Below are 11,455 nucleotides of genomic sequence, written 5' to 3' on the forward strand. Positions count from 1 at the left end.
ACTTCGTAGCGCGGCGCGCCCAGCCGCTTGGCGGTGGCCCGCAACACCCGCGCACGTGGGTCCTCGGCGCGGTAGACGCGGTGTCCGAAGCCCATCAGCTTCTCGTGGCGGTCCAAAATTCCCTTGACCAGTCCGCGCGCGTCACCGGTGCGCTCGACCTCTTCGAGCATCGGCAGCACCCGTGCCGGTGCCCCGCCGTGCAGCGGGCCGCTCATCGCCCCGATCGCGCCCGAGAGCGCTGCGGCGACGTCGGCGCCGGTCGATGCGATCACCCGTGCGGTGAACGTCGAGGCATTCATGCCGTGCTCGGCGGCCGAGACCCAGTACGCGTCGACGGCCTCGACATGCCGGGGATCCGGCTCACCCTGCCACCTGGTCATGAAACGCGCTGTGACCGTTGGGCATTCGTCGATAACCCGCTGAGGTACGGCGGGGTGGTAGATACCGCGGGCCGATTGGGCGACGTAGGACAGCGCCATCACCGACGCCCGCGCGAGCTGGTCGCGGGCGGTGGCGTCGTCGATGTCGAGCAGCGGCTGATAGCCCCAGATCGGCGCCAGCATCGCCAGGCCGGCCTGCACATCGACCCGCACATCGCCGCTGTGGATCGGCAGCGGGAATGGCTCGGCCGGGGGCAGTCCATGGCCGAACTTTCCGTCCACCAGCAAAGCCCAGGCGTCGCCGAAGGTGACCCGCTGGCCCACCAGATCCTCAATGTCCACGCCGCGGTAACGCAGGGCGCCGCCGTCCTTGTCGGGCTCGGCAATCTCGGTTGTGAACGCGACCACACCCTCGAGGCCGGCAACGAAATTCTCCGGGATCTTGTCCGGGATGACAGTCATGGTTGAATTCTCCCACGCCGGTCCGGACCGTTCGCTACCGGTCGGTAACCTGCGAGGGGGCGCCGAGAGTAGCGTTGGCGCGATGGCAGGACCAGACAACGAGCACCTGGCCCGGATGCGGGTGGAGTACGGCTCCATCGAGAAGGACGGTAGCCCCGACCTCGATGTCGACTGGCTCGACGACGGCTGGGTTGCCTTGTTGCGCAAGTGGATTGGTGAAGCCGAGCATGCCGGGATCGCCGAGCCGAACGCGATGGTGTTGGCCACCGTGGGCTCGGGAAGGCCGGTCAGCCGGTCGGTGCTGTGCAAGGGCGTCGACGAGGACGGAATCACCTTCTTCACCTACTACGATTCGGCCAAGGGCGACGAGCTGGCCGCGACACCGTACGCATCGGCGACCTTTCCGTGGTATTTGCTGAACAGGCAGTTCCATATCCGCGGTCCGGTGACCAAGGTGGACCCTCAGGCCACCGAGAACTACTGGTCGAAGCGGCCGCGCGGCTCGCAGCTGGGCGCGTGGGCATCGCATCAGTCCCAGCCGATCGCCTCCCGCGCGGCGCTGGTCGATCAGCTCGCCGAGGTGACCGCTCGGTTCGCCGACTCCGACCAGGTTCCGGTCCCCCCGAACTGGGGTGGGTACCGCATTGCGCCTGAGGTTGTCGAATTCTGGCAGGGCCGGGAAGACCGGCTGCACAACCGGATTCGTGTCACAGGTGACCAGGTCCAACGCTTGCAGCCGTGAGGCGGATCACTGCGTCGGGCCGCCGTCGGACCCGGACTGCGCCCCCGCGCAGGCGCGGCCTCCGGAGAACGACTACCTTCAGCTATAAGCATCCGTGTAGGGCCAGCATCCGCCGAGACCGCAAAGGGGTTCCAGTGGCCGCAAACGACGACTCCGCCACGCTGAAGTACCCAGGTGGTGAGTTGGATCTCGATATCGTCCACGCCACCGAGGGAGCCGACGGTGTCGCGCTGGGCTCGCTGTTGTCCAAGACCGGGTACACCACGTTCGACAACGGCTTCGTCAACACCGCCTCGTGCAAGAGCTCCATCACTTACATCGACGGTGACGCCGGCATCCTGCGTTATCGCGGATACCCGATCGAGCAGCTCGCCGAGAAGTCGACGTTCATCGAGGTGAGCTACCTGCTCATCTACGGCGAGCTGCCGACCAAGGACCAGCTGGCTACTTTCACGCGCCAGATCCAGTTGCACACGATGCTGCACGAGGACCTGAAGCGATTCTTCGACGGCTTTCCGCGCAACGCCCACCCGATGCCGGTGCTGTCCAGCACCGTCAACGCGCTTTCCGCCTACTACCCGGATTCGCTGGATCCGACCGACACCGAGCAGGTCGAGCTATCGACGATCCGGCTGCTGGCCAAGCTGCCCACCATCGCCGCCTACGCCTACAAGAAGTCGGTAGGCCAGCCGTTCCTCTACCCGGACAACAAGCTGACGCTGGTGGAGAACTTCCTGCGGATGACCTTCGGGCTGCCCGCCGAGCCTTACGACGTCGACCCCGAGATCGTCCGGGCGCTGGACATGCTGCTGATCTTGCACGCCGACCACGAGCAGAACTGTTCGACGTCGACGGTGCGGTTGGTCGGCTCATCGCAGGCCAACCTGTTCACCTCGATCTCCGGCGGCATCAACGCGCTGTGGGGCCCGCTGCACGGCGGCGCCAACCAGGCCGTGCTGGAAATGCTGGAGAAGATCCGCAAGAGCGACGACGACGTCGGCGAGTTCGTCCGCAAGGTCAAGAACCGCGAAGAAGGCGTCAAGCTGATGGGCTTCGGCCATCGGGTCTACAAGAACTACGACCCGCGGGCGCGCATCGTCAAAGAACAGGCCGACAAGATCCTGGGCAAGCTGGGCGGCGACGACGACCTGTTGCACATCGCCAAGGAGCTCGAAGAGGCAGCGCTGACCGACGACTACTTCGTCGAGCGCAAGCTCTACCCGAACGTCGACTTCTACACCGGCCTGATCTACCGGGCGCTCGGTTTCCCAACGCGGATGTTCACCGTGCTGTTTGCGCTCGGTCGGCTGCCCGGGTGGATCGCGCATTGGCGTGAGATGCACGACGAAGGCGACAGTAAGATCGGCCGTCCCCGCCAGATCTACACCGGCTCCACCGAGCGCAACTACGCCACCATCGACGCGCGCTAGTCCCTTGGCGATCGCGAGCGCGGCGTAGCCGGGCGAAGCGGGTCGCCACCATTTAGCTGGCCAGTACCGCCATCGCGGCGTTGTGACCGCCGATGCCGGAGACCGCCCCGCCGCGGCGAGCCCCCGCCCCGCACAACAGGATTCGCTCGTGGGGGGTTGCCACGCCCCAGCGTCGGGCCGGGTTGTCCAGCGGCTCGTCATTGTCGGCGAACGGCCAACGCAATGCGCCGTGAAAGATGTTGCCGCCGGTCATTCCCAACCGGTGTTCCAGGTCCTGAGTGGTCGTCGTCTCGATGCAGTGTAGGCCATTCGCATCTGTCATCAGGACCTCCTGAATCGGTTCGGCCAGAACACAATTCAGTGACTTCAGCACGGCATCGGTGAGCTGGTCGCGGGAGACGTTCAGCGAATGCGGTGTATGCAGACCGAACACCGTCAACGTCGCGGCGCCGGCTTCGCGCAGCGCGGGGGACAGGATGGTCGGGTCGGTCAGGGAGTGGCAATAGATCTCGCACGGCAGCGGATCCGGTAATGCTCCGACGGCTGCCCGGGCATACGCCGAGTCCAACTGCGTCCAGGTCTCGTTGACGTGCAACGTCCCGCCGAACGCCTGTTCGGGCGTCACGCTGTCGTCGCGTAGGCAGGGCAGCCGCCGCAGCACCATGTTCACCTTGACCTGAGCGCCCTGCACGGGTGCGGGTGCTTGCTCACCCAGCAGGCCGGCCAGCACCGCCGGTGTGACGCCGGCGAGCACGAATCGGCCGCGCACCACGTGCTCGTCGTCGTGCTGGCGGTAGCGCACCGCACCGCTCGGATCGACTGCGTAAACCTCTGCGCCGGTGATGATTTCGGCTCCACAACGGACGGCCGCGGCGGCCAGCGCCGCGCTCACCGCACCCATGCCACCGACCGGGACATGCCATTCGCCCGTGCCGCCGCCGAGGAGGTGATACAGGAAACAGACGTTCTGCTGCAACGACGGGTCATCAAGGCGGGCGAAGGTACCGATCAGCGCATCGGTCGCCACCACGCCGCGGACCAGGTCGTTGCCGATCGCATCGGCGATCGCATCGCCAATCGGTCGATCGATCATGGTCCGCCACGCCGCGGCGGCCTCGGGATCGCCGCCATCGATGACCTCTCGGCGGGCCTGCTCGCGGCTGCGTAACGGTTCCAACAGCGTCAGCCACAGCCGCTCGGTCACCAGGCGGCAGCGCCGGTAGAACGCGGCTGCGTCGGCGGGGACGTCACCGATCAGCAAGCCGGTGCGTCCGGCCGTAGCCGGATCCGGGGTGTAGGACGAATACGGCCGTCGGGCCAACCGCACTTCCGCGCCCAGGTCGTCGGTGATGCGGGCCGGCAGCAGGCTCACCAGATACGAATACCGCGATATCCGGGCGTCGACGCCGTCGAAGATCCGCGCCGACACCGCGGCACCGCCGACCTGCTGCAGCCGCTCGAGCAGGCGTACCCGCAGGCCGGCACGGGCCAGGTATCCGGCGGCGACTAAGCCGTTGTGGCCGCCACCCACGATGACGACGTCGAAGTCACCCGGGTCGGCAGCCATCGGTCAACCCAGGTAGCCCTCGACTTCGTCGGGTGGGCGCACTGTTGCCGCGCTCGGGTCGCCGCCGGTTTCACGCAGCGCCCGGCGCTGCCGAAGCAGGTCCCAGCATTGGTCGAGTTCGGTTTCGATGCGGCGCAGCTGCTCGTGCTCCTCGGATGCGCTGATATCGCCGTGCTGTAGCTGCGCACGAAGGGTCTTCTCCTGCGCGACCAGGTCGTGGATGTGCGCCAAGGCTGGGCTGTCGGGATTGGCTGCATTGTCGCTCATGTTTGGTCCCCTTCCACGAGTCAAGTGTGCCGGACTAGGGTCGCTTCCGTGCCAAGCAAACCAGAGATCGACTTTCCAAGCGGCCCAGCGCCCGCGCAACTCGTCATCGACGACCTGGTGATCGGCGACGGCCCTGAAGCCGTGCCCGGTGGCGTCGTCGAAGTGCACTACGTCGGTGTCGAGTACGACACCGGCGAGGAATTCGACAGCTCATGGGGTAGGGGCGAGCCCATCGAATTCCCGCTGCGCGGCCTCATCCAGGGATGGCAGGACGGCATACCCGGTATGAAGGTGGGTGGTCGGCGTCAGCTGGTGATCCCACCCGCGCAGGCTTACGGGGCGGCCGGCTCCGGGCATCAGTTATCGGGCAAGACGCTGATCTTCGTGATCGACCTGCTCAACACCCGCTAACTCGAGGGAGGGCCCGTGGGGGGTTTCGACGAAGCAGCTGAAGCCACCGAGTGGCGGCGAACCTCGAAGTTCTATCGGCGGGTCCCGGGCCTGCCGTGGTTGGTTGGCTTGATCGTTATTCCGTTGCTGCTGGCGGTAATCGGCTATGGCGAACTGGACCGGACCCGACCGGGAATCGACGGGCCGACCGGCGCCTTGCCGTCGTTGAACGCGCCCAAACCGCCGGCCGGCGCGCAGAATACCCCGACGATTCCGCCAATAACGCTGGCGCCGGTGTCAATCACTCACAGCGGCAACGACATCAAGCTTTCCGGTGACATGCCCACCGTTTCGGCGAAGGAGTCGCTACTGGCGGCGGTAAAGGAGGGCTTCGGGCCAAATGTCGACGTCGTCGACAACGTACGGATCAACCCGGATATCATGTCCCTCGATTTCTCCAATGCCGCACCGGTTTTCAAGGCTGCGGCATCTGTTCCCGATTTCGGCCTCGCCGTCAAGGGTGACACCATCACGCTGATCGGGACGACGAGTTCGGGAGGTCAGCAAGACGCCATAGAGCAGGCCGCCGATGCCGCCTGGCCGAATCTGAATATCGTCGACACGATGGGAATCGGCGGCCCCGTCACGGCGAGCGCACCGCCGGGCCCGGTGCCCGCTCTTGGTCCGGGCAATGCGTGCGCCCACCTGCGGTCGGATGTAAAAGGGTTGGGCCCGATCACCTTTGCCACCGATGGGTCGGTCTTGTCGCCGGCCGCCGAACAGACACTGGATCAGGTTGCCGACAAGCTGAAGCCCTGCCCGGGTGTGAACGTGAGCATCAACGGCTACACCGATAACACCGGTAACGACGCCATCAATATTCCGTTGAGCGCTAAGCGGGCGGACGTCGTCGCCGATTACCTGATCGCCCGCGGTGTCACCCGTGATCGCTTGACCGCGAAGGGTCGCGGTGCTGCCGACCCGGTCGCTGACAACGGCAGCATGGACGGTCAAGCCAAGAACCGCCGCGTCGAGATCGTGGCCGACCAAGGCGGCTAAGGAGAATCCACCGATGGGCTTCGTCATCCAATGGTTGTGCTACCTGGTGGCTTTCGCGGCCGGCTCAGCGGTTGCCTTGTTGATCGCCGGCATATTTGTCAAGCGCACCACTGAAGAACAAGCCCTTGACGACATGCCCGGTTCACGTGAGATTGGAGCACAGTGATGGGCCAGGTGAACTACGTGCTGGTGGTGCTGGCGTTTCTGCTCGGGCTGCTCCTGACGTTCGCGCTGACGATTCGGCGTGTCAAACGTGAAGTGCCAGTGCCGTCTTCGGTTATTGAAGACGACTAAGTCAGCTCGGGCCGGGTAGACGCAGCAAAAGACGCACGCCGCCCAGCGGGCTGTTTTCCAGCGCCGCCGTACCGCCGTGTAGGTGTGCCTGCTGGGCCACCAGTGCCAGACCCAGGCCGGAGCCTGAATGCGACGCGGTCGATCCGCGGGAGAACCGCTCGAACACGATTTGGCGCTCCTCCTCTGGGACCCCGCTGCCGTTGTCGTCGACGGCGATTTCCACGCCGGCGCGCGAGCTCACCGCGGACAGCTGGACTCGGGTTGCGCCACCGTGTTTGACGGCGTTGGCGATCGCGTTGTCGACAGCAAGACGAAGGCCTGCCGGTAGGCCGACGATGATGCAGGTCGGCGACGGCGCCAACGACACATCGAGGTCCGGGTAGATCCGCATCGCGTCGTGAGCCGCACGGTCGAGCAGCTCGGTGATGTCGACCGGCACGTGATCCTCCGACGTCGACAGCTCACCTTGGGCCAGCCGCTCCAGCGCGGACAACGTGGCCTCAATGCGATATTGGGTCCGGATCACGTCATGGAGCACTTCTTTGCGTTGCTCGTCGGGAAGGTCCAGGGTGGCAAGCACTTCCAGGTTGGTGCGCATCGCGGTCAGCGGCGTGCGCAACTCATGCGAGGACACCGCCGCGAAGTCGCGGGCCGACTCCAGGGCCTCCTTGGTGCGGTTCTGCTCGTTCCAGATTCGCTGCAGCATGCCCCGCATGGCCTCGGCGATCTCGACGGCCTCGCTGGCGCCGCGCACTTGAACCTGCGGTCTCTCGTCGCCGGCGTCGATGGACCTGGTCTGTTGCGCCAGCCGTTTGAACGGCCGCACCGCGAAAGTTGCCAGCAGCCAGGCGAACACGGCCGCCGCCACGATCGAGAATGCACAGATCAAGATCACCCGGCGGTGCAAGTTGTTGGTGTCGGCAATGGTGGCGTCATAGGTTGCGCCGACTTCCACCAACATCGGACGCGGCGCTGGAATATTCACCGTGCGCACCCGGTAGCGCACCCCATTGATGTAGGTATCGGCATAGCCGGCCGGTAGCTCCGGCAAGGTGACTTTCGAGTTCGAGGTCACCTCTTCGCCACCGCGGCGCACGGTGATGACCGCATCCTGGTCGTTAGGGGATTTGGGGATTTCGCCGAGGCCACGGGGCAAAAACGGGATCGCGAAACCCGCCGCCTCGTCCAGCCGACGATCGAGGCGTTCCTTGCGGTCGTTGGTGATGCCGAACCAGACGACGACCCCGACGATGAGCACCGGAATAGCCGCGCCGATGACGGTCGCCACTACGACCCGGGCACGCAGCGACGGCGTACGGGTCAAGATTCGCGACAAGAAGTTCATGCTCAATCCCGTCACTGCATGCGCAGTACGAATCCCACTCCGCGGACGGTGTGCAGCAGCCGTGGGCCACCGCCGGCTTCCAACTTGCGCCGCAGGTAGCCGATGAACACGTCGACGACGTTGGTGTCCGCGGCGAAATCGTAACCCCACACCAATTCCAGCAACTGCGCGCGGGACAGCACCGCGGTCTTGTGCTCGGCCAGCACGGCGAGCAGGTCGAACTCACGCTTGGTCAGGTCGACGTCGACGCCGTGAACTCGGGCCCGCCGACCGGGGATGTCCACCTCCAACGGGCCAACCGTGATGGTTTCCGAGGACGAGGTCGCGGTAGAGCCGCGACGGCGCAGCAGCGCTCGCACCCGCGCCACCAGCTCGGCCAGCACGAACGGTTTGACCAGGTAGTCATCGGCGCCGGCCTCCAGGCCGGCCACCCGGTCGTCGACCGAACTGCGAGCGCTGAGCACGCACACCGGGACGTCGTTATCCATTGCCCGCAGCGCGGTTACCACGCTGACGCCGTCCAGCACTGGCATGTTGATGTCGAGCACGATCGCATCCGGCCTGGTCTCGGTCGCACTCCGCAGTGCCTCGGCCCCGTCGACGGCCGTCGACACTTCGAACCCGGACAACCGCAGTCCGCGCTCCAACGAGGCGAGCACGTCGGAGTCGTCGTCGACAACCAACACCCGCGGTGAGGTGACACCAGAGTCCATGCCGCCCATGATGCCTGATAGTCGCCCGTAGCTGTGGGAACCCTCGCTCGACGCACCCTGCGCGGCGGCCCAGGCTCAGGCAGCAACGTAGGTCAACGGATGTGGGCCAACGAGTGTTGACATAGCGGATCGATAGGCGCATAGTTAATGCCAACAAGCGTTGACTTAGGAGGCCTATCATGACCATGACCGATGTTCTGATCGTTGGCGCCGGGCCGACCGGCCTGACTCTCGGCGCAACGCTCACCAAACGTGGTGTGGCGACAACCGTTGTAGATGCCCAGCCCGCTGGCGAAAACACGTCACGCGCCTGCGCGGTCGCGTCGCGAACATTGGAGGTCCTTGAGCGGATCGATGTGAGCCAACAACTCGTCGCGCAAGGAATTCGCAATCCCCGTTTCTCGATGCGCGACCGCGACCGCGTGCTGATTCCGATCGACTTCAGCACCCTGCCGACGTCGTACCCGTACACGTTGACGATTTCGCAGGCGGACACCGAGCGGGTGCTGCTTGACCGACTGACACAGCTCGGCGGCGAGGTGGTGCGTCCGAGAACACTGACCGGGCTGACCCAAGATGACGAGTCGGTGGTCGCGACGTTCGATATCGGTGACCCGATCACGGCGCGCTATGTCGTTGGTGCCGACGGCATGCATAGCGCGGTGCGCTCGCAGGCGCACATCGGGTTTCGCGGCCACGAGTACCCGGAGTCGTTCGCCCTCGCCGATGTTCGATTGCGGGGCAACGCGCCGATCGACGAAATTTTCCTGTTCTACGCTCCGGCAGGGCTGACCGTGCTGGCGCCGTTGCCGGGCGGCATGCATCGAATCGTCGCCCCCGTCGAGAACGCGCCGGCCTCACCGGCAGCGCCATTCGTTCAGCAGCTGCTGGATGCGCGGGGCTTCGGCCCCGGGCAGCTCGTCGTCGAGGAAGTGATCTGGGGGTCGCATTTCCGGATCCATCACCGGGTAGCCGACAGCTACCGCGCCGGCCGCCTGCTGCTGGCCGGCGACGCCGCCCATGTGCACAGCCCGGCCGGAGGGCAGGGGATGAACACCGGCATCCAGGACGCCGTGGTGTTGGCCGACGCCCTGGAGCAGGTGCTCGCCGGCGCACCGGATTCGCTGCTGGACCGCTACGGCGATGATCGTCGGGCCGTTGCCCAGCAGGTCCTTTCGCTGACCGGCAGGCTCACCAGAATGGCGACTCTGCCGCCGGTGCTACGGCCGGCGCGCAACGTCGCGATGCAGCTGTCCAGCCGGGCCCCGGCGATTCGCCGCCGATTGGCGTGGCGGCTCAGCGGGCTGGTCTACCGGTGAGGACAACCGTGATGGATCTACACGGAAGAACCTTCGTTATCACCGGCGCCAACAGCGGACTTGGTGCCGTCACGGCGCGGGCCCTTGCCGGCGCAGGCGGGCAGGTCATCATGGCGTGCCGTGACGTCGAGAAGGCCAATACGGTCGCAGCGGATATCGGGACGTCGGCGCAAGTGCGCCATCTTGACCTCGGCGACCTCACGTCGGTGCGTGAATTCGCTGCCTCGCTCGGCGAAGTCGACACCCTGATCAACAATGCCGGCGTGATGGCGGTGCCGAAGCGCTACACAATCGACGGGTTCGAATCCCAGATCGGTATCAATCATCTCGGTCATTTCGCGTTGACGGGCTTGTTGATCGAGCGCATTCGGGACCGGGTCGTCACGATGTCCAGCGGGCTGCATGTCCTCGGATCAATCGACCTGCACGATCTGAACTGGGAACAGCGGCGATACCGCCGGATGGGGGCCTACGGCGCGTCGAAGCTTGCCAACCTATTGTTTGCCTACGAACTGCAACGGCGATTGACCCTCGCCGGCTCGCGGGTGTTGTCGGTGGCGGCGCACCCCGGTTACGCGGCCACCAACCTGCAGGGCCACACCGAGTCGTTCCTCGATCCGATCATGTTGTTCACCAAAGGATTTGCGCAAAGCGCACAGATGGGCGCGCTCTCGGAGATCTGCGCCGCAACCGGGCCGGTGGAACCCGGTGGGTATTACGGCCCGAAGCGGCTTCGTGGTTATCCGCGACGGGTGCAGTCCGGCGCAAAATCCCGTGACCCGGAGATGGCGGCCCGGCTCTGGGAGCTTTCGGAGAAGCTCACCGGCGTGAACTACCCGAACCTACGCTCGTTGACATGAGGAGATCGTCGGAGCAGACCAAGGCCGCCATCTTGGCCGCGGCCCGTGAGCGGTTCGGCACGTCCGGTTTTCAGGCCGCCACCATCCGGGGTATTGCGGCCGACGCCGGGATAGATCCGGCGATGGTGATGCGGTATTTCGGCAACAAGGACAAGCTGTTCGCCGCAGCGGCGGAGTTCGATCTGAGGTTTCCCGACTTCACCGCGCTGGACCGCGCCGAGGTCGGCCGCTCGCTGGTCGGCCACTTCCTGGAACGCTGGGAAGGCTCGGAGGAGGGTGAGGCTCTGGTGATTTTGCTGAGGTCCAGTGCCACCAATGCCGAGGCCGCGCAACGCATGCAGAGCATTTTCACCACCCAACTGCAGCCGCTGGTGGCCAACCTGGCGCCAGCCGCGGAAGCCCGCTGGCGGTCGGGGCTGATCGCGACCCAGATCTTGGGAGTGGCGTGGTGTCGCTACGTGTTGCGGTTGCCGCCGGTGGTGACGATGACCCGCACCGAGCTCATCGACTGGGTCGGGCCGACGATCCAGCGTTACCTCGGGTCGCCGGAAAGCTAGGGCAGCCCGATGTCGCGGTAGCGACGCAGCCGGGCCGCCATCCGGTCGGCAGCGGGCACCGCGCCAAGCG

General features: G+C 65.7%; 14 protein-coding genes. 9 read left to right on the forward strand and 5 right to left on the reverse strand.

Going from position 1 to position 11,455, the window contains the following annotated elements:
• On the reverse strand, positions 1-842 hold an 842-nt coding region (locus WB785_RS19415; RefSeq protein WP_424080921.1), incomplete at its 3' end, for a citrate synthase 2.
• Between the two features lie 82 nt (positions 843-924).
• Here WB785_RS19415 and pdxH point away from each other — a divergent pair.
• Together pdxH and WB785_RS19425 are read left to right on the forward strand one after the other, a co-directional pair.
• Entirely contained in the window at positions 925-1,584 is a 660-nt protein-coding gene (pdxH, locus tag WB785_RS19420) for a pyridoxamine 5'-phosphate oxidase (protein WP_424080922.1), read from the forward strand.
• A gap of 134 nt (positions 1,585-1,718) precedes the next feature.
• Positions 1,719-3,014 (forward strand): citrate synthase, encoded by a 1,296-nt coding sequence (locus WB785_RS19425; protein ID WP_424080923.1) that lies wholly within the window; start codon positions 1,719-1,721, stop codon positions 3,012-3,014.
• A gap of 52 nt (positions 3,015-3,066) precedes the next feature.
• Here WB785_RS19425 and WB785_RS19430 read toward each other — a convergent pair whose 3' ends face one another.
• Positions 3,067-4,581 carry a phytoene desaturase family protein gene (locus tag WB785_RS19430; protein ID WP_424080924.1) on the reverse strand — a complete coding sequence of 505 codons (1,515 nt, stop codon included), beginning with the start codon at positions 4,579-4,581 and terminating at the stop codon, positions 3,067-3,069.
• Between the two features lie 3 nt (positions 4,582-4,584).
• Positions 4,585-4,848, reverse strand: coding sequence for a DUF2630 family protein (locus WB785_RS19435; protein WP_424080925.1), 264 nt, complete (start codon positions 4,846-4,848; stop codon positions 4,585-4,587).
• Between the two features lie 48 nt (positions 4,849-4,896).
• Between WB785_RS19435 and WB785_RS19440 the strand changes: the two genes are divergently transcribed.
• Genes WB785_RS19440 through WB785_RS19455 form a run of 4 tightly spaced genes read left to right on the forward strand, consistent with a single transcriptional unit; the run spans position 4,897 to position 6,591 of the window.
• Entirely contained in the window at positions 4,897-5,259 is a 363-nt protein-coding gene (locus WB785_RS19440) for an FKBP-type peptidyl-prolyl cis-trans isomerase (protein WP_424080926.1), read from the forward strand.
• A 15-nt stretch (positions 5,260-5,274) separates the two neighbouring features.
• Positions 5,275-6,297: an OmpA family protein gene (locus tag WB785_RS19445; RefSeq protein ID WP_424080927.1), complete on the forward strand. Its 1,023-nt coding sequence runs from the start codon at positions 5,275-5,277 to the stop codon at positions 6,295-6,297.
• Between the two features lie 13 nt (positions 6,298-6,310).
• A complete protein-coding gene (locus WB785_RS19450; protein ID WP_424080928.1) occupies positions 6,311-6,463 on the forward strand; it encodes a hypothetical protein in 153 nt (50 codons plus the stop codon).
• The gene (locus WB785_RS19455) at positions 6,463-6,591 is read left to right on the forward strand and encodes a hypothetical protein (protein WP_424080929.1); all 129 of its coding nucleotides are present in this window, start codon (positions 6,463-6,465) and stop codon (positions 6,589-6,591) included. The genes WB785_RS19450 and WB785_RS19455 overlap by 1 nt, the downstream gene beginning before the upstream one ends.
• 1 nt (position 6,592) lies before the next feature.
• Here WB785_RS19455 and WB785_RS19460 read toward each other — a convergent pair whose 3' ends face one another.
• Both WB785_RS19460 and prrA read right to left on the reverse strand, forming a co-directional pair.
• Positions 6,593-7,936, reverse strand: a complete 1,344-nt coding sequence (locus WB785_RS19460; protein WP_424080933.1) for a sensor histidine kinase — start codon at positions 7,934-7,936, stop codon at positions 6,593-6,595.
• 11 nt (positions 7,937-7,947) lie between these two features.
• Complete coding sequence (gene prrA, locus WB785_RS19465; RefSeq protein WP_424080930.1) at positions 7,948-8,658, reverse strand: two-component system response regulator PrrA; 711 nt, start codon at positions 8,656-8,658, stop codon at positions 7,948-7,950.
• A 170-nt stretch (positions 8,659-8,828) separates the two neighbouring features.
• Between prrA and WB785_RS19470 the strand changes: the two genes are divergently transcribed.
• The 3 genes from WB785_RS19470 to WB785_RS19480 are packed head-to-tail and all read left to right on the forward strand — an operon-like array spanning position 8,829 to position 11,385.
• The gene (locus WB785_RS19470; protein ID WP_424080931.1) at positions 8,829-9,968 is read left to right on the forward strand and encodes an FAD-dependent oxidoreductase; all 1,140 of its coding nucleotides are present in this window, start codon (positions 8,829-8,831) and stop codon (positions 9,966-9,968) included.
• Positions 9,969-9,979: 11 nt separating this feature from the next.
• The gene (locus WB785_RS19475; protein WP_424080934.1) at positions 9,980-10,828 is read left to right on the forward strand and encodes an oxidoreductase; all 849 of its coding nucleotides are present in this window, start codon (positions 9,980-9,982) and stop codon (positions 10,826-10,828) included.
• A complete protein-coding gene (locus tag WB785_RS19480) occupies positions 10,825-11,385 on the forward strand; it encodes a TetR family transcriptional regulator (protein WP_424080932.1) in 561 nt (186 codons plus the stop codon). The genes WB785_RS19475 and WB785_RS19480 overlap by 4 nt, the downstream gene beginning before the upstream one ends.
• The last annotated feature ends 70 nt before the right edge of the window (positions 11,386-11,455 follow it).

The organism is Mycobacterium sp. (assembly GCF_049585075.1).
GTDB lineage: Bacteria > Actinomycetota > Actinomycetes > Mycobacteriales > Mycobacteriaceae > Mycobacterium.